Raw genomic sequence first — 23,492 nt, forward strand, 5'->3', positions numbered from 1 at the left:
GGGGCCGCCCGCTTGCGTTCGTTAAACCTTACCGGAAGGGCGGGGCGTACAGCAGACCACCGCGGGTCCAAAGCTCGTTCAAGCTCCCCTCGCGCGGGATGTAGAAGGGGCTTTCCGGCCCGAGGTGGCGGTCGTAGATCTCGCCGTAGTTCCCCACGTGCCGCAGGATCCGCACCACGAAGTCGTTCGGCAGCCCCAGATCCTCACCGAACTTGCCCTCGACCCCGAGGAAGCGGCGGATCGCGGGGCTGTCGCTCTTGAGGAACTCGTCCACGTTCTCGGAGGTGATGCCGAACTCCTCCGCCTGGATCAGGGCATACACGATCCAGGTCAGGGCGTCGCGCCACTTGCTGTCGTTCTGGAAGGTGAAGCCCGCGAGCGGCTCCTTGGAGATCGTTTCCGGCAGGATCACGATCTCGTCAGGGTTCGACGCCTGGGCCTTCCACCCCGCCAGCCCCGACTTGTCGGTGGTGGCCGCGTCGCACCGCCCGCTGATGAAGGCGTTAAAGACCTTGGAGAAGTCCTCGAAGGTCAGCAGCTGACCGCCCTGCCACCCCTGGGCGCGCACGAAATCCGTCCAGTTCTTCTCGGTGGTCGTGCCCTGGTTCGTGCAGACCGTGGCGCCCTCGAGCTCGAACACGGAGGTCACGCCGAGCTCTTTTTTCACCATCACGCCCTGGCCGTCGTAGAAGTTCACCGGGAGGAAGTCCACGCCCACCGAGCTGTCCCGGCTCACGGTGATGGTGGTGTTGCGGAAGACCACGTCCACCTCACCGGTCTGAATCGCGCTGAAGCGCGCCTTGGCCGTGAGGGGAACGTACTCCACCGCGTCCGGGTCGTCGAACAGGGCCGCGGCGACCGCGCGGCAGAAGTCGATGTCGAACCCCTCGAACCGCCCGGTCTGCTCGTTGAGGAAGCCGAATCCCGGCGCGACGTTGTTCACGCCGCAGACCAGCTTGCCCCGCTCGAGCACGACGTCCATGCGGGACTGCTGCGCGAAGCCGAGCGCACCCACCAAAAGCACCGCTACCAACAAAAACCCACGACTGCGCATAGTTTCACCTCTAACGCCGACTTGGCGGCACCAATATACTGAAAACCCCGTTCATTTTGCAACTTCATCACCGCGCCCCGCTCGCCTGCAGCCGGCGCTCGAGCCAGTTCGTGAAGAAGGTGAGCACCGTGGTCAGGATGAGGTACACCATCGCTACCGCTACGTAGATCTCCACCGGGCGGAAGGTCGCCGAGATGATCCGTTGCCCGGCCAAGACCAGCTCGAGCAGGGTGATGGCCATGGCGAGGGAGGAGTCTTTGAGCAGGGCGATCACGTTGTTCACGAGGGGGGGGACCACGATCCGCACCGCTTGGGGAATGACGATGTAGCGCATCACCTGGGCGGGCGAGAGCCCCAGGGAGTGCGCGGCCTCCCACTGCCCCTTGGAGATGGCTTGAATCCCCGCGCGGATCACCTCCGCGTTGTACGCCCCCACGTTGAAAGCCAGCGCCAAGAACGCCGCCCAGTACGGCACCAGAATGTCCTGGATCGACGGCAGCCCCAGCGCCTCGAGGGGCCGCCACAAAGGATCGAGCAAAAAAGGCAGGCCGTTATAGGCGAAGAGGATCTGCACCAACAGGGGGGTGCCCCGAATGACCCAGATGTAGAACGCCGCAGGGTAGCGGAAGAGAGGGTTCCGCGAGAGCCGGGAGATCCCGGCAACAAGTCCGATGATCAACCCCGCGATCGAGGAGATCACCGTGAGCTTCAGGGTGACCTCGGCCCCAAAACGCAAGGATTGCGCGTAAAAGGAGATCTTTTCCGGAGTAAAACCGAAGAACGCGAGGTACCGTTCGAGCAGCCAGGCCAGCCCGTTAAAAAACGCGATGTAGGCGAGCCAAAGCCCCGCGCCGGCCAGCAACAACCCTAGTAGTAATCGCAACGCGCGCACGATGCCCCCAAAAACGGGAGGGGACACACCGCCCCTCCCGTCACTCGTTCACTTACTTACAGCGAATATCCTGACCGAACCACTTCTCCGAGATGGCCGCGTACGTGCCGTCCGCCAGGATCTCATCCAAGGCGTTGTTGAGCGCCGCGAGCAGGGTCTCGTTGCCCTTGGCCACGGCGATCCCGATCTCTTCCCGGACCAGCAGGTCGCTCAGCTGCAGCTCCACGTCCCGCTGCTTCATGGCTTCCAGGGCGGTGAACTGATCGGTAATCCAGGCGTCGATCCGCTGGTTCAAGAGGTCCTGCAGGGCGTCGGGGTTCGTCTGGTAGGTCTTGATCTCCTTGATCCCCTCGATGGTCTGCGCGTACTCGAAGTAGGTGGTGCCGACCTGGACCCCCACGACCTTGCCTTTGAGTTCCTCCGGGGTCCGGGGCCCGCCGGGCAGGGCCACGATCAGGTTACCGGTGCAGTAGTACGGCTTCGTGAAGTCCACCGCCTGGGCCCGCTCCGGGGTGATGGTGTGCGAAGCGATGACGAAGTCGAACCGGCCCTGGTTCAGGGCGATCAAGAGGGTGTCGAAGGCCTGCGCCTTCCACTCGTACTTCACCCCGAGCCGCTCGGCCAAGGCCTGGCCGATCTCGATGTCGAAGCCCACCAGGTTCCCCTCGTCAAAAAAGTTAAACGGCGGGAAGGCCCCTTCCGTACCGATGACGATCGTGCCGTCCGCCTGGATCTGGTCGAGGCTGCGGAAGCGCTGCGCCAAGCCCAGCGACGCCCATAGCATAAGCACCAGAAGAAGCCAGACGCGTTGTTTCATCCCACTACCTCCCATACGAAATTTTGAAGCAGCACAGTATGATTATACGGGTCTTTTCCCGTTACGCAAGCTGCTAAACTCATAACGGTGACGCTCACGCTGACCATCGAGAAACTCGTGACCGGCGGGCGGGGGCTCGCCCGCACGCCGGAAGGCGTCGTGATCGTGCGCGGCGGGCTCCCCGGAGAGCGCGTCCGCGCCCGGGTGCGCCGCCGGAAGAACCACCTCGAGGGTGAGGTCCTCGAGATCCTCGAGCCCTCCCCCGACCGGGTGGATCACCCGCTGCCGCCCGGCGCCGACCTTCCCCTCGCCTACGAGGCTCAACTCCCCGTCAAACAGGGCTTCGTGCGCGAAGCGCTCGCGCGCCTCGCAGGCCTCGAGGCCACCCTCGAGCCGATCGCTCCCTCCCCCGAGCCCATGGGGTACCGCACCGCAGCCCAGTTCGCCCTCCATCCCCTTGGGGGGCTGGCGTACCGCGTGCCGGGGTCGCACGAGCTGGTGCGGGCGCACACGGACCCTTTGCTCGCCCCGCCCCTCCAGGAAGCGCTCAGTTTGCTCAACACCTGGCCGCTCGCGAACGTCGTTGAGGTCGTGCTTCGGGGCAGTCTCCACGAGGGTCGCGTCCAGGTGGGGCTCATCGGGGGTAAGGCCCGCATGTTCCGCACGGTAGCGAAGGGCCTCGTGCGCGAGGGAATCGCCGGGGTGTGGTGGGGGGCCTTGGACCCCCGGGGGCGGTTTCGCGGCCCGGTCAAGCACCTCGCTGGAGCGGCGCACCTCCTCGAGGCGTTCGGCGAGGTCCTGGCCTCGGTGGACGTGGTGAGCTTCGCGCAGGTGAACCCTAGGGCGGCCGCACGGCTCTACCAGGAAGCCGCCGCGCTCGTTCACGGGGGCCGGCGCGCGGTGGAGCTCTACGCGGGGGGCGGGGTCCTCTCCTTTCACCTGGCCGCGGCCTTCGATGAGATCGTCGCGGTGGAGCTGAGCCGGGCCGCCATCCAAAAGGGCCAGGCTGACGCCCGGCGGCTGGGTCTGCCCAACGTGCGGTTTCACCGGGGGGACGCGCGCGAACTCGTCCGCTTCGCCCCTGCGGACCTCGTGGCGGTGGATCCGCCCCGCGCGGGGCTTGCCCCGGAGGTGGTGCGCACCCTCCTCGAGGCGCGGCCCCACCAAATCCTGTACATCTCCTGCGACCCAGCCACCTGGGCGCGGGACGTGAAACGGCTTGTGGCGGGCGGGTACCGGCTACGCTTCGCCCGCCCCTACGACTTCTACCCCTTCACCCACCACGTGGAGGTCCTGAGCCTGCTTGTACGCTGACCGCTCGGGCGTATAATCTCAAGCATGCTCGCCAAGCGCATCATCCCCTGCCTCGACGTCCACGCCGGCCGCGTGGTTAAGGGGGTGAACTTCGTGAACCTGGTGGACGCCGGGGACCCCGTCGAAGCCGCGCAGGCCTACGACCGGGCCGGGGCCGACGAGCTCGTTTTCCTAGACATCACCGCCACGCACGAGCAGCGCGCGATCCTGTTGGACGTCGTAGCTCGCGTCGCTGAAACGGTCTTCATCCCCCTCACCGTGGGGGGCGGGGTGCGCACCCTCGAGGACGCCCGTCGGTTGCTGCTCGCGGGAGCGGACAAGGTCAGCGTGAACTCCGCCGCGGTCAAGCGCCCCGAGCTCCTTACCGAGCTTGCAGGCCACTTTGGCTCCCAAGCCGTAGTCCTCGCGATCGACGCGAAACGCCAGGGGGCTTCCTGGGAGGTGTACGTCGCCGGGGGGCGCGTCCCCACGGGCCTCGACGCGGTAGCGTGGGCGGTGCGGGGCGCGGAGCTCGGCGCCGGGGAGATCCTGCTCACGAGCATGGACCGAGACGGGACGCGGAACGGGTACGACCTCGAACTGACCCGGGCCGTGGCCGAGGCCGTCCCGGTACCGGTGATCGCCTCGGGCGGCGCGGGGGAAAAAGCGCACTTCGCTCAGGCCTTCACCGAGGGAAAGGCCGACGCGGCCCTCGCGGCCAGCGTCTTCCACTTCGGGCAGATCCCGATTCCCGAGCTGAAGCGGTACCTGGCCGCGTCCGGGATTCCCGTTCGGCTGGAGGAGGCGAGCGTATGAACCTGGAGGAGGTCAAGTTCGACGAACGCGGACTGGTGCCGGTGGTGGTGCAGGACGCCGAGAGCGGCCAGGTGCTCACCCTCGCGTACGCGAACCGTGAGGCCCTCGAGCGCACCCTCGAGACGGGGTACAGCCACTTTTACAGCCGCTCCAGACAGGCCCTCTGGAAGAAAGGCGAGACCTCCGGGCACGTGCAGGAGGTTCTCGAGGTGCGCCTGGACTGCGACGGGGACGCGGTGCTGTACCGCGTGCGTCCCCGCGGCCCGGCCTGCCACACCGGCGAGGTCACCTGTTTTCACCGCGCCCTTTCCGACCAAGCCCCCCACCCGCCGCTCGGCGAGGTGCTCGAGCGGGTGTACCGGCAGATTCTGGAGCGCTTCGCGCAACAACCGGAGGGCTCTTACGTCGCCCGGCTGCACCGGGAGGGGCTGGACCGCATCCTGAAGAAGGTCGGGGAGGAGGCGGGCGAGGTGATCATCGCGGCGAAGAACGCGGACGCGGAGGAGCTCGCCTGGGAGGCAGCGGACCTGGTGTTCCACCTGCTGCTCGTCCTGGCAGAGGCGGGGCTTGCCCCGGAGGACCTCGCCCGCGTGCTGTGGGCGCGCCACAAGCCCTGAGATGGAAACGTTACCAGCCCCACATTTCCCGGGGTTTTTGCTATGGTGAAGCCATGAACATCGAACGCGAGCTCGTCCTCGAGATCGTCCGCGTCACCGAAAACGCCGCTCTGGCCGCCAGCCGCCACAGCGGCAAGGGCAATAAGCACGCCGTGGATCAGGCCGGGACCGAAGCCATGCGCACGGTCCTGAACGAGCTCGAGATCAGCGGCACCGTGGTTATCGGTGAGGGCGAGATGGACGAGGCCCCCATGCTCTACATCGGGGAGCGCCTCGGCAAGGGCGGCCCCGAGGTGGACATCGCAGTAGACCCCGTCGAGGGCACGAACATCACCGCCAAGGGACAGCCAAACTCCGTCGCGGTCCTCGCGATCAGCGAGAAAGGCGGGCTCTTCCACGCGCCGGACATCTACATGGAAAAGCTCATCGTCGGGCCGCCCGCCGCCGGGCGCGTGGACCTCACCTGGCCGGTCTCCGCGAACCTCAAGGCGATCGCCCTCTCCCTGCAGCGCTCGGTGGAGGACCTGGTGGTCGTGGTGCTCGAGCGCCCGCGCCACGAGAAGCTCATCCAGGAGATCCGCGAGGCCGGCGCGCGCGTCAAGCTGATCGGGGACGGCGACGTGATCGCGGCCATCTCCGCCGCGATCCGCGGCACCGGCGTGCACGCGGTGATGGGGATCGGCGGCGCGCCCGAAGGGGTGCTCGCCGCGGCGGCGTTGAAGTGCCTAGGGGGTGAGATCCAGGCCCGCTTCCTCCCCGAGACCGAGGAGGAACGCCAACGCCTCCACGCGATGGGCGCGAGCGAGGACCGCATCTACCGCACCGAGGACCTCGCCCCAGGCAAAGAGATCGTCTTCGCCGCGACCGGCATCACCGACGGGGATATCCTGGAGGGGGTGCGGTTCTTCGGCGGCGGGGCGCGGACCCACTCCCTCGCCATGGGGTACGCCACCCGCGTGGTGCGCTTCATCGACACCGTGCACCTCTTTGACCGCGGGGCACGGGTCACGATCCGCGTGTAAACCCGACCCGATCCCCCACCCGGGCCTAACCCCCGGGTGGGGCTTATTACGGCGCGCGCGACACCCGCGCCCACTGCGGCGAGAACAGGTACCACACCCGGTAGGGCTCGAGGTCCACCGGGTTCCCCTGGAGGTCGGTCAGCACGAACCCCCGCTCGTACCGCCATCGCACCGGGACCCGTTTGCCCATAAGGTAAACCTCCCCGTCCCCCCCACCGAGGTCGAGGGCGAGCCGGCCCACGTCGTCGATCTCGCGGGCCTGGCCTTTCAAGAGCACCACCGCCTTGACCCGCACCGGCCTTCCGGACTCGTCCCGCGCGGGCCGTCCGTTGCGGTACCAGGTGTACCCCCCCTCCTCAAAGCGGAACTCGCTGACGTACCCTTGCGCGTACCGCACCGCGACGCTCAGGCCAGGCTCCGCGTTCGGCGCGGGGGTGTAGGCCTCTCCTCTTAGGGTTTGGATCGTTTCCAGGCGCAGCTTTCGGAGCTCCTCGCGGAGCTTGTCCCCTCGAGCGTAGACGTTGTGCGGCCGGGCCCGCTCGTCATCCCGGTAGAAGGGGCTTTCTCGGAGACGGCCGAGGAGGATCTCATCGAAGGTGATCACGTCCCGCCGCTGGATGATCGCGAGCGCCTCGGGGCTCCCGCCCACGTGCACCAGGATCGCGCCCAGGTCTTGCGCGAGGCGCACGGTGTAGCTGCGGGCGCTGCGGACCGGCCCGATGCGGTCCCCCTCCCCTCCGGTGAAGACCGCCATCAGCCGGGTCACGCCCCCCTCAAAGGGCAGCTCGTACACGGCGACCGCCCGGTTCAACCCCGCCTGGGGGTACGCCCCGTCGGCGTTATCGATGCTTACCATGAGGGGCCGGTTCCGCTCGAGCTCGTACGGCTCCCGCCCCGGACCGATCGGCGCGCCCGCCTCGGGTCCTGGCAGCGGCTCCCCTCCAGCCGCCACCTCCGGTGCCGGGGGCGGCTCGAGCGGGGCGGGCGGCGCAGGCGCGAGTTCCGAAGCCTCTGCGCGGGGCGGCGCGGGCTCCGTTGGCACCTGGGGCGGCAGGGCCGCAGGCTCGAGGGGAAGCGGGGCGGGGGGCGCGGCCGGGGTGGCCTCTACCGGTGCGGGCGGGACGGGGGGTGGGGGCGGCGCGGCCGCCGCGGCCTCGGCGGACGGGGCGGGCGCGACCGGCTCGAACGCGGGGCCCGCCGCCTCAGGCGTGGGCTCCACCGCCGGTGGTGGCGCCTCGGGAGCCGCCGGCGCCGGTTCTTCCGCTCCGGTTGCCTCCACCGGAGCGGGGGGCACCGCAAGGGCCTCTTCCTCCACGATCGGCGGTGCCTCCGGAACACGGGCCGTTTGCGGCGCCGGTTCAGGCGCCGGAGGCACCTCGGGCTCCGACTCCACCGCTGGAGCCGCCTCCGCCGAGGTGGGCGGTTCGGGGGGCGCGGGCTCCGCCGCTGAGGGAGCGGCCTCCGGAGCGGGCGGCGACTCGGCCTGGGCGGGGACCGGCTCGGGCGCGGTGACCGGGGATGGGGAGGGTTCCGGGGCGGGTTCCGTCACCTCGGGCGCGGGCTGCTCTGCCGGCGGCGCGGGCGGCTCCTCCGCCGGGGCTGCCTCCGCCGGGACCGGCTCAGGCGCCTCGGCTACCGCTGGGGCCGGTTGATCCGCAGGCTCCGCCACCTCGGCCTCGACCTCCACAGCCGGAGGGGAAGGCGTGGCCTCCGCCGGAGCCGGCGCGGGCTCTGTCACCTCCGGGGGCGGCTGATCCACGGAGGGTTGCGGGGCCGGCTCCTCCGGCGCGCTCGCCGTTTCCAGCGCCGGCTCCGGCTCCACCTCCTCTACCTCGAGCGGCAACGGTGCGGGCGGCTCGGTCGCGACCTCCGGCTCCGGCAACGGTTCGGAAGGCGGGGCCGGGAGGGCGTCCTCCGCCCGCGCGGGGGCCCCCTCCCCCAGCTCGAGCACCAGGTACCCGGTCGCCTCCATGGGGGGTGGGGGCGGTACCGTTACCAGCACCAGGTAAAAGAGCATGAGGAGGGACGAGAACAGCAGTGCGAGAAGGAAGGCCCGGCGTTTCCGCTTCATGGGATCACAGCAATCGCTACGCGTTTCGCACCCGCCCGGCGGATCGTGTCCATGACCTCCACCACACGCCCGTGCGGCACTTTACGGTCCGCTCGAAGCACGACGGTGCCCACCGGGTCGTCCACCAGCGCGCCGCGTAGCGCGACAAGGAGGGTCGCGTCGTCCACAGCCTGGCCCTGCCAGTGCGCCTGCCCTTGGGCGTCCAGCACCACGACGGGCGCACTGGCGGGCTTCGCCTCACCCGTCACCGCCCCCGGAAGATCGATCGGCAACCCGGTCTCCGGGGTGATGAAGGTGCTCGTCACCATGAAGAAAACCACGAGCAAGAACACGATGTCGATAAACGGGGCCAGGTTGATCGCAGGGTCAAGCTTCGGCCTTCTGCGCATTGTCGACCTCTACAAGCGCGCCGAGGAGCTCCTCGCGCCGTTGCTCGAGCTCGGTCAGGAGGTCCTCCACCCGGCCCGCAAGATAGTGGTACCCCATGAGAGCCGGGATGGCGACGATCAGCCCCCCGGCGGTGGTGAAGAGCGCTTCCCCAATCCCGCCCGCCAGCAGCTGCGCGGTGGTCTGCCCCTCCACAGCCAGCACGTTAAAGGCGCGTATCATACCGGTCACGGTGCCCAATAACCCCAATAGCGGCGCGACCTGAGCAGTCACGCTGAGGACCGCCAGCCCGCGCGAAAGCCGGGCTTCCTCCTCCAACAGCGCGGCTTTAAGCGCCGCGTCTACCGCGGCGACCCCGTACGGCACGCGAGGCAGCCCTGCGAGCACGAACCGCCCCAGGGTCCCGCCGTGAATCCGGCAGGCTTCCATCGCAGGCTCTAGCCGCCCCCTGCGGAGGCAGGCCTCAACCTCGCGCATCAGCTTGTCCCCCCCGAGGCGCTCCCGCCGGAGCGAAAGAAACCGCTCGAAGAACACGTACGCGGCGTACACGGTAAGGAGGAGCAAGATCACCAGAATCCATCCGCCCTGCGAGACCTGCAACATGCCCCCAGTCTACCCACCCCCGAAATGAGAAAGTAAGCCCACACTCCGCCTGTCCATCCCAAGGCTAAACTCGCTCCGTATGGACGCGAAGACCACGCATTCCGACCCTCTTCCCCCGCTCGTGCAGGCCGCAGGTCAGGTGCTGGCCGTCTCGTACCCGCTGCTCGCCTTCTCCACCGGAGGACGGGCCGTGTACCAGCTCTTCTTCAAACCCAACGTCACCTACTACCTCCCCCCCCTCCTCAGCCTGGTGGCCGCCCTGTGCTACCTCCTGGCCACGATCGGGTTCGTCGTGCGCCGACGGTGGGCCTGGCGGCTTTCGGTGGGGGTGCTCGCCTTCGAGACCATCATGACCCTCCTCGTGGGGACCCTGAGCCTCCTGGAGCCCGAGTTCGTGGGGCGCACCGTGTGGCGGCTCTACGGGATCGATTACGGGTTTTTCCCGCTGGTACAACCGATCCTCGGCCTCATCTGGCTGCTCTGGCCAGGCACCCGGAAGGCCTACATGACCTCATAACGGGCAAGTGATAGGATCAAGGGCATGAGGTGGCTTCGTGACCGTCGGCTCGAGCCGATCGCCGAGAAGGTTCTGGCCGGCGAACGGATCAGCTTCGAGGAAGGCCTGCTCCTGTACCGCACCCCGGACCTCCCCGCCCTGATGCGCCTCGCGAACATCGTGCGGGAACGCAAGCACGGGGACAAAACCTACTTCGTGCACAGCCTGCGCCTCTCCCAAACCAACATCTGCTACGTGGGCTGCACCTTCTGCGCCTTCCAGCGCCGGTTCGGGGAGGAAGGCGCCTGGGACTGGGATGTGGACGAGGTGATCGCGTGGGTGCGCGAGCGTTACCAACCGGGCCTCACCGAGATCCACATCTCCTCCGGGCACCACCCCAAGCGGCCCTTCAGCTACTACCTCGAGCTCGTCTCGGCCCTAAAAACCCACTTTCCCGGGGTGCAGGTCAAGGCCTGGACCGCGGCGGAGATCCACCACTTCACCAAGATCGCGAAGGCCGATTACCGGACCGTGCTCACCGAGCTGAAGGCCGCGGGGCTCGACGCGATGCCCGGCGGCGGCGCGGAGATCTTCGCTGAACGGGTCCGCAGGCAGATCGCCCGCGCCAAGGTCAAGGCCGAGGGGTGGCTCGAGGTGCACCGGACCGCGCACGAGCTCGGCATCCCCACCAACGCCACCATGCTCTACGGGCACATCGAGACCCTCGAGGAGCGCCTGGACCACATGGACCGCCTGCGCCAGTTGCAGGACGAGACCGGCGGGTTCATGAGCTTCATTCCTCTGGCCTTCCAACCGGACGGGAACCCCCTCGCGCGCGCCCTTGGAAAGCGCGAGTTCACCACGGGGGTGGACGACCTCCGGAACCTGGCCGTCGCGCGGATCTACCTGGACAACTTCCCGCATATCAAGGGGTACTGGGCGACGCTCACCCCCGAACTGGCTCAGGTCTCGCTGCACTGGGGCGTGACGGACATCGACGGCACCCTGATCGAGGAACGCATCGTGCACATGGCCGGAAGCCCCACGCCGGAAAGCCTCACGAAGGAGGAACTCGCCGGAATCATCCGTTCCGCGGGGCGCATCCCGGTCGAGCGCGACGCGGTGTACAACGAGATCCGGGTCTACGACACCCCTGCCCCCCACCCCTGACCATGTACACCCTCGGCATCCCTCCCTACGCGAACACCGCGCCGTTGTTTTACTACCTCGAGCCCGGGTACGGCCTGGAGGTGCGGCGCGGCGTGCCGACCGAGCTCAACCGCTGGTTGCTGACGGGCGAGGTGGACCTCTCCCTGGTCTCCGCGTACTTCTACCTACAGCACCAGGACCGGCTCTGCGCCCTGCCGGACTTTTCCGTCGCGGTGCTGGGCCCGGTGTATTCGGTGAACCTGTTCCACCGCGTGCCCTGGACCGCCCTCCGCCGGGTCGCGGTCACGACCGAGTCCGCCACCTCGGTCCGGCTCCTCGAGTACCTGATCGCCCAGGACGGCGTTTACCCCGAGTTCGTTCGGGAGGCGGGAGGGTTGGAGCTTCTGGAGACCTACGACGGGGTGCTGCTGATCGGCGACCGCGCGATCCAGGCGTACGCCGGCCTGCTGGACGCGCCTCCGCGCTCGGTGCACCACCTGCCCACCCGCCTTCAGGGCCTCGAGGTCACGGACCTCTCGATGCGCTGGTTCGAACGCACCCGGCTGCCCTTCGTCTTTGCGGTGTGGGCTACCCGCAAGGACGCCCCGCCTCCACCGGAGGTCGTGGACCGGCTGCGCGAGGCGCGCTCGAGGGGCCTCGGCCATCTCGCCGCGATCGCCCGGGAGGAAGCCGAGCGGCTCGGGGTGTCCGCGAGGCTCATCCAGCATTACCTGTGGAACTTCCGGTACCACCTCGAGGTCCCGGATCGGCTGGGGCTCGAGGCCTTCGCCCGAGCGGTGGGGCTTCCCGAACCGGGGGCGTACTGGGAGGTCTAGCCGCTCCGCTGAACACAACCGCCGGCCCGAAGCGCTTCGGGCCGGCGCATCCAAAGGGCGTTTAGCGGATCACCCGCACCTTGACCCTCACGGTGACCTCCTGGCCGTCCCGCCACACCTTGAGGGTGACCGTGTCGCCGGGTTTTTTGGTGAAGAGGACGCTCCGGAGGTCGGTGATGTTGCGGATGGGCTGGCCGTCCGCCTCGAGGATCACGTCGCCGTCCACGCCGAGGTCTACGGTCTGCCCGCTAGGCGTGCTGAGGAAGACGAACCGCTCCGGCGCCTTCAGCCCCGCCTCCTCGGCCGGACTGCCCGGCTCCACCTCCATCACCATCAACCCACGATCGGGGAGGTTGAACCGCTCCCGCACCCGTTCCGGGAAGTTGCGCAGGTCCAGGATCTGCACCCCGAGCCGGGGACGGCTGCGGACCAGAGCCTCGCGGTCCAGGGTTTTTCCGGCTTTCAGTTCGGGCAGAACCTCCTTGGCCTGGTTGATCGGGATGGCGAACCCGACCCCCGCGAACTGCGCCGCCCCGAACTGCGCGGTCGGGGTGAAGATGAAGGTGTTGATCCCGATCACCTCACCCCGGGAGTTGAGGAGCGGCCCGCCGGAGTTGCCGGGGTTGATCGCGGCGTCGGTCTGGATCACCCGCAGCACCAAGGGATCCGCTCCGCTGGGGTTGGTGCGCACCGCGGAGACGATCCCCTCAGTCACCGAAAACTCTAGCCCGAAGGGGTTCCCCATCGCGATGACCTTCTGCCCCACCTGGATCGCGTCCGAGTCCCCTAAGGGGATAGGGGTGAGCTTCTCAGGAGGAACGTCCACCTTCAACAGGGCCAGGTCCAGCGGGGGTGCGGTGCCGACGACCTTGGCCGTGTAGTCGGTGGGGTCGTTGTGGAAACGCACGGTGATGATGTCGGCCCCTCGGATTACGTGGAAGTTCGTGAGGATATACCCATCTTTATCGATCACGAACCCCGAGCCCGTCCCTTCGCGTGGGGGCTCCACGAAGGGTTGGAAGAAGGGGGCGAACTCCTCAAACCCGGGGGGCAGCGCGGGCCGTACCGCTCGGGGCTGGGTGCGCACGGAGACGAACACCACCCCGTCCCCAAAGGCCTTGACGATGCCGATGGTGTTGCGCTCGTTTTCGAGGAAGGCCTGAGCTTCATTCAACGGCGCAACCGCGGGGGCCTCGCTTCCCGTCTGCCCCAGGGCGCTCGAGCCAGTCCACCACGCGGCACCTACGGCGAGAAGGGCGGCCATCCCCGCGATCACGGCCGGTCTTTTCCACACCATTTCACACTCACCTCCGCAACTTATTTTAGTCGATCAACTTAAAGGCTCATGAGGGACACCCGACCTACGGGTGCTGTGTATCCTGAGGGCGTGAGGGTCTTCGTGATCAACCCCGGCTCGACCAGCACCAAGCTGGCCCTGTTCACGGTGGACGCCAGCGGGGCGCACCCCCTCGAGCGCGCCGAGTTGTCCCACCCCCAAGGCCAGAGCGCCCGGGAAGACCTCGCCGCGCGCGAACCTCTCGTCCGCGACCTCGCCGCCCAATGGCGGCCCTTCGACGCCATCGCCGCACGCGGCGGCCTCGTCGGTCCGGTACGGCCTGGCGTCTACGCCGTCGACGACGCCCTAACCCAAGTCTGCCTCGAGGCCCCCCACGGCTACCACCCCGCGAACCTCGGCGCGCCCCTCGCCCAACGGCTCGCTGCCCAGTACCGGGTGCCCGCCTACGTGGTGGACCCCCCCACGGTAGACGAGATGGCAGCGGTCAGCCGGATCACCGGCGTGCCGGGAATCGAACGCAGAAGCCGCGTGCACGCCCTGAACCTCCGGTACGTGGCCCGCCGCGTCGCCGCAGCGCGGGGGCTGGACTGGAACGAAGCCGTCCTCGCCGGGGCCCACCTGGGGGGCGGCTCGAGCGCGGCCTTGTTCGTCCGCGGCCGGATGATCGACGCTACCGACGCCCTGCTCGGCGAAGGCCCGTTCAGCGCGAACCGCGCGGGCACACTGCCCATCCACGGGGTCCTTCGGGTGGTGGAGAAGCGGGGGCTCGAGGGGGCGCGCGACGTGCTCGCCCGAGGCTCGGGGTTCAAAGGGCTTGTGGGGACCGAGGACCTCAGGGAGGTCGAGGCGCGCCTCGAGGACCCCAAGGTGCGCCTCGTCGTGGAGGCGTACGCCCTCTCCATCGCTAAAACGCTCGCCGCGCTCGCTGCGCACGCACGGCCCCACGCCTTCTTCCTCACCGGAGGCGCGGCGCGGTTTAGCTACGCGGTGGAGCGCGTGCGCGCGCACCTCAACTGGATGGCGCCCGTAGAGATCGTGCCGGGAGAGTTCGAGATGGAAGCCCTGGCCCACGGAGCCTGGCGGGGCTACAACGGCATCGAACCCGTACGGCATTATGGAGACGAGGATGGAAAAGCTCGAGTTTAAAGAGATCCAGCCGCTCACCAGCATCAGCGCCGTGCTCGACCTGGCGCGGCTCATCGCTCGAGTCAAGGGTCCCAAGCGCGTCGCCGTCGCCGCGGCGGAGGAAGCACACGTCATCGAGGCGGTCAACGAGGCTCGCATCGAGGGCTTGGTGCACCCCATACTCTTCGGAAACCCCGACCGCATCCGCCGGGTCGCCGCTGAACTGGGCGTGCGCGTGCAGAACCTGGAGATCCGCCCGGCGAAAAACCCGGTGGAGGCCGCGGCGCTCGCCACGCAAGCGGTCTCACGAGGTGAGGCAGACATCCTGATGAAGGGCCTGGTGCACTCCTCGGACTTTTTGCGCGCCGCCCTGAACAAGGAGTGGGGGCTCCGCACGGGCCGGCTCCTCTCCCATGTCTTCGTTTATGAAGCCAAGGGGTACGACCGGCTCCTCTTCATGTCCGACGGGGCGATGAACATCAACCCCGACCTGCGGACCAAGATCCAGATCGTGGAGAACGCGGTTACGCTCGCGCACGTGCTGGGCATCCGCACCCCCAGGGTGGCGCTGCTCGCCGCGGTAGAGGTGGTGAACCCCGAGATGGAAACCGCGGTGGAGGACGCGATCATCGCGAAGATGGCCGATCGCGGACAGATCAAAGGAGCGATCATCGACGGTCCGCTCGCGCTCGACAACGCCGTCAGCGAGGAAGCCGCTCGCATCAAAGGCATCCACAGCCCCGTCGCCGGCAAGGCCGATATCCTGATCGTGGACAACATTGACGTGGGGAACGTCTTCTACAAATCCCTGGTCTACTTCGGACGGATCCGCGGAGGCGGCATGATCATGGGCGCCAAGGCCCCGCTGGTGCTCACGAGCCGGGCCGACCCCGAGGAGATCAAGTTCCTCTCCCTGGCCCTCAGCGTGGTCGCCGCGGAACGCCTACCGTACGCACAATCCTAACCCGGAGCGTCCAGATCACGCGCTCAGGCCTCCTCCTCCACCTCGCGGAAGGGCACCGCCCGCTGCCCTCGCCGCCCAAAACGACGCGCGAGCTCGAGCTCGCTCAACACCAGGGCGGTGGGGCGACCGTGCGGGCACACCCACGGGGTCTCGCACGCCGCGAGCTGGTCCAGGAGCGCCTGCGCCGAGGCCTGGGCCAGGGGATGCCCCGCCCGGATCGCCGGGAGGCACGCGAGCCGCCCCAACACCGCGCGCCACGCCTTCTCGAACCCCGCAGGGCCCAGCGCCCCCTTGACCACCTCCGCGACCAGCTCCGGGTGCGCCGCTAAGAACGCGGGCACGCTCCGCACCCGGTACCGCCTGCTCCCGAACGGCTCGAGGACCAGCCCCGCCCGCGTGAGCTCCGCGCTACGCTCGGCGTAGCGCGCCTCCTCCTCCGGGGTGAGGGGCACGAGCTCCGGGTGCGCGAGCTCCACAGGCGGCTCCTCCCGGTACCGGCGGCACAACTCCTCGAACAGAATGCGCTCGTGCGCGGCGTGCTGGTCCACCACCCAAAGCTCATCCTCCGCCTCGGCGATCAGGTACAGGTCGCGAAACCGCCCCAGGTACCGTAACCGAGGGAACCGATGCCCCCGCGCCGGGCGCACCCCCTCCACCGGGCGCAACTCGGGCAAAGGGCGCGCCAAGGGGTGCGCGGCGAGCGTCTCGCTCACCGCGCGCTCCACAAACTCCGCCACGCGCTCGGGCTCGAGGAGGCGTACCCGGTCCTTGGCCGGGGTGGTGTTCACCAGCACCGCCTCCGGGGGCAGCTCGAGGTTCAGCACGCCCACGGGATACTGCCCGGCCGGGAGCAGTTCGCGGTACGCGCGCACCACAGCCCTAAGGAGGCCCTCCGGCCACTCCACCGGTCGTCCGTTCACCGCGAGGTGCAACCGGTCGCGCCGGGGACGCACCAGTTCCGGCCGGGAGATCAAGCCCTCCAGGCGCAACCCCTCCTGCACCATCCGCACGGGCAACAACCGGTTCGCGGTCACCGGCCCCCAGATGAAGCGCGCGGCCTCCAAAGCCTCCCCCCCCGCGAAGACCCACTTCTCCTCCCCGTCCATCGCGAGCCGCAACCGGAGGTACGGTCGGTGCAGCAACACCCGCGTCAGGTAGGCCACGATCTTTTTCCCTTCGGCCGCCGGGCTCTCCAGGGCCGCGCGCCGGGCGGGCAGGTGCGCAAAGAGCCGGGTGACCTCCACGCGGGTGCCTGGAGGCGCGGGGTGCTCCACGAGGGTGACCGCTTCCCCCTCGGCCTCAACGGTCGCCCCGCCCAGCTGGTCCGCCGGTCGGCTCGTAAGGCGTAGGCGCGCCGAGGCGCGAATCGCGAACAACCCCTCCCCGCGAAACCCCAGGGTGCGGATCCGGGAGAGGTCCTCGAGCTTGCTGGTCGCGTGGCGCTCGAGGGCGAGGGGCAGCTCCGCCTTAGGAATCCCCGCGCCGTTGTCCGTCACCACGATCTTCTCGATCCCTCCCGCCCACAGCTCAACCTCGATGCGCGTCGCGCCCGCGTCGAGAGCGTTCTCCACCAGCTCCTTCACCACGTCCACCGGCGCGGTCACGACCTCGCCGGCCGCGATCTCACGCACCAGCTCGGGGGGCAACCGCCGGATCATCCTTCGTTCACCGCCACTCCACGTAACCGCTCCTGAATTCGGTGCAAGAGCATTAAGGCCTCCAGGGGTGAGAGGCGGGAAAGATCCACGGAAAGGAGCGCCTCCACCACCTCAGCCGCCGCGTCCCCTCCCCGGGCCTCGAGGCCCGCGAGGAGCTGCTGGGCGCGCGTCACCACCTCTGGCGGCACGCCCGCGAGGCGCGCGACCTCGAGGCCGTAGCTCTTGGAGGCCGGCCCGGGCAGCACCTGGTGGTAAAACACCAGCCCGCCCGCCTCCTCCTTAGCCGCCACGTGAAAGTTGCGCGCGGCCGGGAGTCTTTGGGGCAAGGCGGTGAGCTCGAAGTAGTGCGTGGCGAAGAGCGTGTAGGCCCGCACCGTGTCGTGCAGGTACTCCGCGGCCGCCCAGGCGAGGGAAAGGCCGTCGTAGGTGCTCGTACCGCGCCCCACCTCGTCCAAAAGCACCAGGCTGCGCTCCGTCGCGCCCTGCAGGATGCGGGCCAGTTCCTCCATCTCCACCATGAAGGTGCTGCGCCCCCCCGCGATGTCGTCCGCCGCGCCGATCCGCGTGTAGATCCGGTCCACCACGGGCAGCACCGCCTCCTCCGCCGGCACGAAACTCCCGATCTGAGCGAGCAGCACGATCAGAGCGTTCTGGCGGAGGTACGTGGACTTCCCGCTCATGTTGGGGCCGGTAAGGATCACGAGACGCTGCTGGGGGGAGAGCTCCAGATCGTTCGGGATGAAGGCCCCGTGCCGCTCGACGACCGCGTGCCGCCCCTGACGCACGCGGAACACGCCGTCCTCGCTGAAGCGCGGCCGGGTGTAGTTGTACTGGGCGGCGACCTCGGCCAACGCCGCGTACACGTCCAGCTCCGCAAGGGCCGCCGCAAGGTCCCGCACCCGCTCCGCGTACGGCACAAGCGCCTCCCTAAGCTCGCTGAAGACCGCGTACTCACGCTTACGCGCGGCCTCCTCCGCCCGCAGGATCTCGCGTTCCTTCTCGCGCAGGTCCGGCCGGGTGTAGCGCTGACGGTCCTTCAAGGTCTGGACGGCGCGGTAATCCTCGGGGACCTGAGCGTAGTAGGGCCGGGTGACCTCGAGGTAGTACCCGAACACCCCGTTGAACCCCACCTTCAACGTGGGGATTCCGGTGCGCTCCCGTTCCTTGGCCTCGAGCGCCGCGATCCACGCCCGTCCAGCCTCGGCCGCACCGCGCAAGCGGTCCAGCTCGGCGTCGTACCCGTCCTTAATCAGGCCGCCCTCCGTGAGTTTTTGCGGCGGGTCCTCCACCAGTGCAGCCTCGATGCGCTCGCGCACCTCGGCCATTCCGTCCAGGCGCTCGGCCAGAGCGAGAAGAGCGTCCTCCTCGCACCCCTCGAGCTCCGCGCGCAGTGCGGGCACGAGCCGGAGGCTTCGCGCGAGGGCCGCGAGGTCCCGAGCGCTCGCCCGGTGGCTCGCCAGACGGCCAGCGAGCCGCTCGAGGTCGTGCACCTTGTAAAGCGCGCGGCGCACCGCGCGGCGCAGCACCGCATCCCGCACGAAGGCCTCGACCGCCTCGAGCCGCGCCTCGATCAGGTTCCGGTCCAGCAGCGGGTGGCGCAACCACTCCCGCAGCAACCGCCGTCCCGGCGCGGTGCGGGTCTGGTTCAGGACCCCGAACAGCGTGCGTTCCTCCCCTCCCCCGAACTGGGCCTCGAAGACCTCGAGGGTAGCGAGGGCCACCCCGTCGAGCTGCATGTACGCGCCGGGATCGTACCGCAGAAACCGCGTGACCTGCGCCAGCCGTCCCTGTTGGGTCTCGAGGGCGTACGCGAGGACCGCGCCCGCGGCGCGCAGCAAGGCGGGAGTGTCTACCCCCTGGGGCGGTACCCCGAAGTGCGCGGTGAGGGTGCGCCGGGCTTCCTCCACGTCGAAGCGGGCCTGAGCGAGCATCACCGGGAAGCGGCGGCGGAGTTCCTCGCCGAACTCGGGGTGCTCGTAAAGCTCCGGGGCGAGCAGCACCTCTGCGGGACGGTAGCGCACGAGCTCGTCGTAGAGCGCGGTGCGGCTGTAGAGGTGCGTGCCGCGGAACTCGCCGGTGCTGACGTCGATCAAGGCCAGGCCGTACCCGTCCCCGGTCGCGAGGGCCGCCAGGTAGTTCGCGTCGGGACGCAACAGGTTCTCTTCGGTCACCGTGCCCGGCGTGATGAGCTGGGTCACCTCCCGGCGCACGAGCCCCTCGGCCGCCTGGGGGTCCTCCACCTGATCCGCGAGCGCGACGCGCACCCCTTGGGCCAGGAGGCGTTCGATATAGGTGTCCGCGCTCCGGACGGGAATCCCCGCCATGGGCGTGGTGAAGTCCTTCGAGGTTTTATGCGTGAGCACGAGGCCCAACGCCCGGGCGAGGCGCTCCGCGTCCTCCCCAAAACACTCGTAGAAATCCCCCACTTGAAAGAGCAGCAGGTACTCAGGGTACTGGTCGCGCAGCTCCACGTACTGCTGCAAAAGCGGTGGCAGGGGCCCTTTACCCTCGCCCTTCAGCGTCATGCTTCCCATCATAAACGGCGGCGGGGTAACCCCCCCCACGTTGGCTCCCGAACCGCGCGGCCTAGAATGAAGGCATGGACGTGCGTACGGACCCGCGCCTGGAGCGCTGCACCCCCAAGCTTCGCGAGATCATCCAGATGTTCGCCCAAAGCCCCAAGATGCTTAAAACCGAGCTTCTGCTGGACTTCGCCAAGCGCATGCCCCGCCTGCCCGAAGGGGTGGAGGTGCCGCTCGAGCGCGTTCACGAGTGCCAGACACCGTTCTTCGTGCACGCGGAGGTCCGCGACGGACGGGTCGCCCTGTACTTTGACGCCCCCAAGGAAGCGCCCACGGTGCGGGCGTTCGCCGGCATGCTCGCCGAAGGCCTAGGCGGTGCTACGCCCGAGGAGGTCCTGGACACCCCGGAGGACTTCTACGTACCCATGGGCCTGAGCGAGGTCGTGAGCCCCTTGCGGCTCCGCGGCCTCGAGGCCGTGCTGCGACGCATCAAGCGCCAGGTTCTGGAACGCACGGGCCGCGCATAATCCCGTCTAGGCAGGGTCGAGGGAGAAGCGGGCGACCTCGACCAGCCGCCCGTCATCGTCCCGCACCAGCGCCACCTCGCGCAGCAGGAAGGACTTCCGCTTCGGAAGCGGTAGGCGCGCGGCGAGCGCCTCCGCTGCCTTTCCGTCCAACCCCAACGCCAGGGTCAGGTGCGGGATGTAGCTGGGGCCTTCGATCTCCTTCTCCGGCGGTGCGAGGGGCTCTAGCGCGTGGTACAGGCGCTTGAAGGGCGTGCCGCCGTACGCGCGTAGGTACACGACGCCGCTGCTGAAAGTACGCCACCCCCCAAGCCGCACCCGGAAGGCGTGGTGCCCCCGCAGGATGCCCTCCACCGCACGCGCCAATGCCTCTTCTCCCCATTCCCACTGAAAGGGCTGCCGTAGGTTCAGGTGGGGTGGCCCGTAACCGGAAACCCCGTGCACCGCTTGCAGTTCCTTAAAAAAGCGGCACAGGTCCTTTGGAGGCCACGCAAGCACACCGTACACGACCCAATAGTATACGGGGTTACTCGGCCCCCTCCGCCGCGACGTCGAGACGGTCCAGTTCAAACGCCGCGTGCACCGCGCGCACCGCGGCCTCCGCGTACTCCGCCGGGATGATCACCGAGATGCGCACCTCGCTGGTCGCGATCATCTCGATGTTCGCGCCGACCGAGGCGACCGCTTCGAACATCCGCGAAGGAATGCCCGGCGTGGAGGCCAAGGCCACCCCCACGATGGAGACCTTGGCGATATTGGGGTTGAGCACGGCCTCCCCCCCTAGTTCGGCCAGGACGTCCTCGAGCGCCTCGAGGGCCTCCTCCGCGCTATCCTTGGGCACCGTGAAGGCCATCTGCTGGCGGGAGGGGTCGTGGCCCGGCACACCCTGAATGATCATGTCCACCGCGATGCCGCGGCTCCCCAAAGCCTCGAAGACCTTGGCCGCTACGCCCGGCCGGTCGGGGATCCCGATAAGGCCGATCTGGGCGTGGTTCAGGTCGAGGGCGACTCCGGTAACGGGACGATCCAGTTTCATGCCTTCCTCCGCAACGATCGTGCCTGGATTGTAACTGAAGCTCGAGCGGACGTGCAGCACCACCCCGTACCGCTTGGCGTACCAAACCGCGCGGGGGTGGAGGACCTGCGCGCCGAGGGCGGCCATCTCCAGCATCTGGTCGTACCCGATGCGGGGCAGTTTGTTCGCCTCGGGGATCAGGTGCGGGTCGGTGGTGTACACCCCTTCGGTGTCGGTGTAGATCTCGCAAGCCTTGGCGCCGACCGCCGCAGCGATCGCGACCGCGGTGGTATCGGAACCGCCGCGTCCAAGCGTGGTGAGCTCGCCCTCGGGCGTGGTGCCCATGAAACCGGCCACGACCGCGACCTTCCCCTCCCGGACCGCTTCGAGGATCCGGTGGGGGTTCACCTCGGTGATGCGGGCGTTGGCGTACCGCCCGTCGGTGCGGATCCCGATCTGGTGCTGCACGAACCCCCGGGCGGGGATGCCCATGGCCTGGAGTTGCAGGGCCAAGAGCGCGACCGAGGTCTGCTCCCCGGTGGTGGTGAGGAGGTCCAGCTCGCGAGGGTGGGGACGAGGGTTAACCCGCCGCGCGAGGGCGATCAGCTCGTCGGTGGTTCGCCCCATCGCGGAGACCACCACGATGAGCGCATACCCCTTCTCCCGGTAGTGCTGAATCCGCTGGGCCACCTTGTGGATCCGGTCCAGATCCCCCACCGAGGTGCCGCCGTATTTCTGCACGATCAGCGCCATAATTAGCTGTGTATATTAACACAAGCCGGGGCGGGCCTCGAGCAGCGAGTATACTCAGCGCAATGCGGGTCCGCACAGCCGCACCAAGCGACATCCCCGGCGTGCAAAAAGTCGCGCGCCTCGCCTGGTGGGATACCTACCAACACCTCCTCCCCCACCCCCTGATCGCGCACTTCCTAACGCACGCCTACAGCACCCAAGCCCTCGAGCGCACCCTAGCGTGCTGCATGGACCTATTCGTGGTAGCGGAGACGCAAGGCGCGGTCGTGGGGTTCGCGCACTTCGGTCCGATCGCGCCTCGGGTGGCCGAGCTCTTCCGGATCTACGTTCTGCCCGCTCACCAAGGGGCTGGGGCCGGCAAGGCCCTGCTCGAGGCTGGGCTTTCCTGGGCCTGCGCGCGCGGCCTGGCGCGCCTGGAGGTCTCCGTCCTGCGCGGCAACACTAAGGGCAGCGCGTTCTACGAACGCCACGGCTTCACCCTCCAACAGGCGCAACGCGTGGTGGTGCGCGGGGAGGGCGTTCCCCTGCTTCGCTACGCGCGCCTCGTATAATCCTGCCATGGAAGCGCTCCGCGTAGCCTTGCTCGGCGCCGGAACGGTGGGCAGCGGGTTCGTGAAGCTGCTCACCGCTCACGCCGAACGGCTGGCAACCCTAGGTACGGAGGTGCGCATCACCGGCATTCTGGTGCGCGACCCCGCCAAGCCCCGACCCGCCTGGGTGCCCACCGACCGGCTCACGACCGAGGCCGACGCCCTGCTCGCCGACGCCGACGTCGTGGTGGAAGCGATGGGCGGGACCGGCCGGGCCCAGGAGTTGGTGCTGGCGGCGCTCGAGGCCGGCCTTCCGGTCATCACAGCGAACAAGGCCCTGCTGGCCGAGGCGTGGGACGCACTCAAACCCCATGCCCTCGAGGGGCTGCTCTTCTACGAGGCCGCGGTAATGGCGGGCACGCCCGTGATCGAACCCCTGTCGGGCGCGTTGCGCGGCAGCAGCTTGATCGAGCTGCACGCGATCCTGAACGGCACCACGAACTACATCCTGGGCCGCATGGAGACCGGAGCCACCTTCCAGGAGGCCCTAGCCGAGGCGCAGGCCAAGGGGTACGCCGAGGCCGACCCCACGCTGGACGTCGCGGGCATCGACGCGGCGCACAAACTGGCCGTGCTCGCGCGGCTCGTGGCCGACCCCAGCTTCCCCTGGGAAGCGGTGCGGCGGCACACGCGGGGGATCGAGCACCTCACCCCGGCGGTGCTGCGGGCGGCCCGGGGTGAGGGGAAGGTGGTGCGGCTCGTGGCGAGCCTGTACGCCCAGGAGGGCCGCTGGCACGCGCGGGTGCGTCCGGTCAAGCTGCCGCAGGACCACCCCCTGGCCCAGGCCTCCCTCTCGCAGAACGCGCTGTACTTCAAGGGCGACGCGGTGGGCGCAGTGTGCATCGTGGGCGGCGGGGCGGGCAGCCTGGTCACCGCGAGCGGGCTGCTCGGGGACCTGTACCGCCTGCTGGAAGGGTACCCCGGCCACCCGCCCCTCCCCGCTCCAGTCCCCGCCCCCGCGATCGAAGCTTCAAGGTTCGAGGAGGTTTAG

23 protein-coding genes are annotated in these 23,492 nt (G+C 68.7%); 12 read left to right on the forward strand and 11 right to left on the reverse strand.

What is annotated here, in order from left to right:
* Positions 1 to 28 precede the first annotated feature (28 nt).
* The 3 genes from MARKY_RS07400 to MARKY_RS07410 all read right to left on the reverse strand — a co-directional run bounded on the left by MARKY_RS07400 (position 29) and on the right by MARKY_RS07410 (position 2,763).
* Positions 29 to 1,054: an amino acid ABC transporter substrate-binding protein gene (locus MARKY_RS07400; RefSeq protein ID WP_013704254.1), complete on the reverse strand. Its 1,026-nt coding sequence runs from the start codon at positions 1,052 to 1,054 to the stop codon at positions 29 to 31.
* 67 nt (positions 1,055 to 1,121) lie between these two features.
* Positions 1,122 to 1,946, reverse strand: coding sequence for an amino acid ABC transporter permease (locus MARKY_RS07405; RefSeq protein WP_041658340.1), 825 nt, complete (start codon positions 1,944 to 1,946; stop codon positions 1,122 to 1,124).
* A gap of 52 nt (positions 1,947 to 1,998) precedes the next feature.
* Complete coding sequence (locus MARKY_RS07410) at positions 1,999 to 2,763, reverse strand: ABC transporter substrate-binding protein (RefSeq protein ID WP_013704256.1); 765 nt, start codon at positions 2,761 to 2,763, stop codon at positions 1,999 to 2,001.
* Between the two features lie 87 nt (positions 2,764 to 2,850).
* On the opposite strand from MARKY_RS07410, the gene MARKY_RS07415 reads away from it, so the two are divergent.
* Genes MARKY_RS07415 through glpX form a run of 4 tightly spaced genes read left to right on the forward strand, consistent with a single transcriptional unit; the run spans position 2,851 to position 6,511 of the window.
* On the forward strand, positions 2,851 to 4,077 hold the full coding sequence (locus MARKY_RS07415; protein ID WP_013704257.1) for a class I SAM-dependent RNA methyltransferase: 1,227 nt from the start codon (positions 2,851 to 2,853) through the stop codon (positions 4,075 to 4,077).
* A gap of 24 nt (positions 4,078 to 4,101) precedes the next feature.
* On the forward strand, positions 4,102 to 4,872 hold the full coding sequence (hisF, locus tag MARKY_RS07420; RefSeq protein WP_013704258.1) for an imidazole glycerol phosphate synthase subunit HisF: 771 nt from the start codon (positions 4,102 to 4,104) through the stop codon (positions 4,870 to 4,872).
* Positions 4,869 to 5,489 (forward strand): bifunctional phosphoribosyl-AMP cyclohydrolase/phosphoribosyl-ATP diphosphatase HisIE, encoded by a 621-nt coding sequence (gene hisIE, locus MARKY_RS07425; RefSeq protein WP_013704259.1) that lies wholly within the window; start codon positions 4,869 to 4,871, stop codon positions 5,487 to 5,489. Before hisF ends, hisIE begins: the two co-directional genes overlap by 4 nt.
* 53 nt (positions 5,490 to 5,542) lie before the next feature.
* A complete protein-coding gene (glpX, locus tag MARKY_RS07430; protein WP_013704260.1) occupies positions 5,543 to 6,511 on the forward strand; it encodes a class II fructose-bisphosphatase in 969 nt (322 codons plus the stop codon).
* A 46-nt stretch (positions 6,512 to 6,557) separates the two neighbouring features.
* Here the strand turns inward: glpX and MARKY_RS07435 are convergent, their stop codons facing one another.
* The 3 genes from MARKY_RS07435 to MARKY_RS07445 are packed head-to-tail and all read right to left on the reverse strand — an operon-like array spanning position 6,558 to position 9,572.
* On the reverse strand, positions 6,558 to 8,582 hold the full coding sequence (locus MARKY_RS07435; RefSeq protein WP_013704261.1) for a DUF3048 domain-containing protein: 2,025 nt from the start codon (positions 8,580 to 8,582) through the stop codon (positions 6,558 to 6,560).
* On the reverse strand, positions 8,579 to 8,971 hold the full coding sequence (locus MARKY_RS07440; RefSeq protein WP_013704262.1) for an ExbD/TolR family protein: 393 nt from the start codon (positions 8,969 to 8,971) through the stop codon (positions 8,579 to 8,581). The genes MARKY_RS07435 and MARKY_RS07440 overlap by 4 nt, the downstream gene beginning before the upstream one ends.
* Positions 8,949 to 9,572 carry a MotA/TolQ/ExbB proton channel family protein gene (locus MARKY_RS07445; RefSeq protein WP_013704263.1) on the reverse strand — a complete coding sequence of 208 codons (624 nt, stop codon included), beginning with the start codon at positions 9,570 to 9,572 and terminating at the stop codon, positions 8,949 to 8,951. The genes MARKY_RS07440 and MARKY_RS07445 overlap by 23 nt, the downstream gene beginning before the upstream one ends.
* A 79-nt stretch (positions 9,573 to 9,651) precedes the next feature.
* Here MARKY_RS07445 and MARKY_RS07450 point away from each other — a divergent pair, with 79 nt between their 5' ends.
* From MARKY_RS07450 to MARKY_RS07460, 3 genes are read left to right on the forward strand one after another with little or no spacing between them, the layout of a single operon-like run.
* Positions 9,652 to 10,089 (forward strand): hypothetical protein, encoded by a 438-nt coding sequence (locus MARKY_RS07450; RefSeq protein WP_013704264.1) that lies wholly within the window; start codon positions 9,652 to 9,654, stop codon positions 10,087 to 10,089.
* A gap of 24 nt (positions 10,090 to 10,113) precedes the next feature.
* Positions 10,114 to 11,238 carry an aminofutalosine synthase MqnE gene (gene mqnE / locus MARKY_RS07455; RefSeq protein ID WP_013704265.1) on the forward strand — a complete coding sequence of 375 codons (1,125 nt, stop codon included), beginning with the start codon at positions 10,114 to 10,116 and terminating at the stop codon, positions 11,236 to 11,238.
* A gap of 2 nt (positions 11,239 to 11,240) precedes the next feature.
* Positions 11,241 to 12,053: a menaquinone biosynthetic enzyme MqnA/MqnD family protein gene (locus MARKY_RS07460; RefSeq protein WP_013704266.1), complete on the forward strand. Its 813-nt coding sequence runs from the start codon at positions 11,241 to 11,243 to the stop codon at positions 12,051 to 12,053.
* 61 nt (positions 12,054 to 12,114) lie between these two features.
* Here the strand turns inward: MARKY_RS07460 and MARKY_RS07465 are convergent, their stop codons facing one another.
* Complete coding sequence (locus MARKY_RS07465) at positions 12,115 to 13,350, reverse strand: S1C family serine protease (protein WP_013704267.1); 1,236 nt, start codon at positions 13,348 to 13,350, stop codon at positions 12,115 to 12,117.
* A 90-nt stretch (positions 13,351 to 13,440) separates the two neighbouring features.
* Here MARKY_RS07465 and MARKY_RS07470 point away from each other — a divergent pair, with 90 nt between their 5' ends.
* Together MARKY_RS07470 and MARKY_RS07475 are read left to right on the forward strand one after the other, a co-directional pair.
* The gene (locus MARKY_RS07470; protein WP_245526771.1) at positions 13,441 to 14,496 is read left to right on the forward strand and encodes a butyrate kinase; all 1,056 of its coding nucleotides are present in this window, start codon (positions 13,441 to 13,443) and stop codon (positions 14,494 to 14,496) included.
* A complete protein-coding gene (locus MARKY_RS07475; protein WP_013704269.1) occupies positions 14,477 to 15,439 on the forward strand; it encodes a bifunctional enoyl-CoA hydratase/phosphate acetyltransferase in 963 nt (320 codons plus the stop codon). The genes MARKY_RS07470 and MARKY_RS07475 overlap by 20 nt, the downstream gene beginning before the upstream one ends.
* A gap of 23 nt (positions 15,440 to 15,462) precedes the next feature.
* Here MARKY_RS07475 and mutL read toward each other — a convergent pair whose 3' ends face one another.
* Both mutL and mutS read right to left on the reverse strand, forming a co-directional pair.
* Positions 15,463 to 17,097, reverse strand: coding sequence for a DNA mismatch repair endonuclease MutL (gene mutL, locus MARKY_RS07480; RefSeq protein ID WP_013704270.1), 1,635 nt, complete (start codon positions 17,095 to 17,097; stop codon positions 15,463 to 15,465).
* A complete protein-coding gene (gene mutS / locus MARKY_RS07485) occupies positions 17,094 to 19,631 on the reverse strand; it encodes a DNA mismatch repair protein MutS (RefSeq protein WP_041658342.1) in 2,538 nt (845 codons plus the stop codon). The genes mutL and mutS overlap by 4 nt, the downstream gene beginning before the upstream one ends.
* 65 nt (positions 19,632 to 19,696) lie before the next feature.
* On the opposite strand from mutS, the gene MARKY_RS07490 reads away from it, so the two are divergent.
* Positions 19,697 to 20,146 carry a SufE family protein gene (locus MARKY_RS07490; protein ID WP_013704272.1) on the forward strand — a complete coding sequence of 150 codons (450 nt, stop codon included), beginning with the start codon at positions 19,697 to 19,699 and terminating at the stop codon, positions 20,144 to 20,146.
* 6 nt (positions 20,147 to 20,152) lie between these two features.
* Here MARKY_RS07490 and MARKY_RS07495 read toward each other — a convergent pair whose 3' ends face one another.
* Complete coding sequence (locus MARKY_RS07495; protein WP_041657947.1) at positions 20,153 to 20,650, reverse strand: 2'-5' RNA ligase family protein; 498 nt, start codon at positions 20,648 to 20,650, stop codon at positions 20,153 to 20,155.
* Positions 20,651 to 20,669: 19 nt separating this feature from the next.
* Positions 20,670 to 21,911, reverse strand: a complete 1,242-nt coding sequence (locus MARKY_RS07500) for an aspartate kinase (RefSeq protein ID WP_013704274.1) — start codon at positions 21,909 to 21,911, stop codon at positions 20,670 to 20,672.
* 62 nt (positions 21,912 to 21,973) lie between these two features.
* Between MARKY_RS07500 and MARKY_RS07505 the strand changes: the two genes are divergently transcribed.
* Complete coding sequence (locus MARKY_RS07505) at positions 21,974 to 22,462, forward strand: GNAT family N-acetyltransferase (protein ID WP_013704275.1); 489 nt, start codon at positions 21,974 to 21,976, stop codon at positions 22,460 to 22,462.
* Positions 22,463 to 22,469: 7 nt separating this feature from the next.
* A complete protein-coding gene (locus tag MARKY_RS07510) occupies positions 22,470 to 23,492 on the forward strand; it encodes a homoserine dehydrogenase (protein WP_013704276.1) in 1,023 nt (340 codons plus the stop codon).

Source organism: Marinithermus hydrothermalis DSM 14884 (genome assembly GCF_000195335.1).
In the GTDB taxonomy this organism is placed as follows: domain Bacteria; phylum Deinococcota; class Deinococci; order Deinococcales; family Marinithermaceae; genus Marinithermus; species Marinithermus hydrothermalis.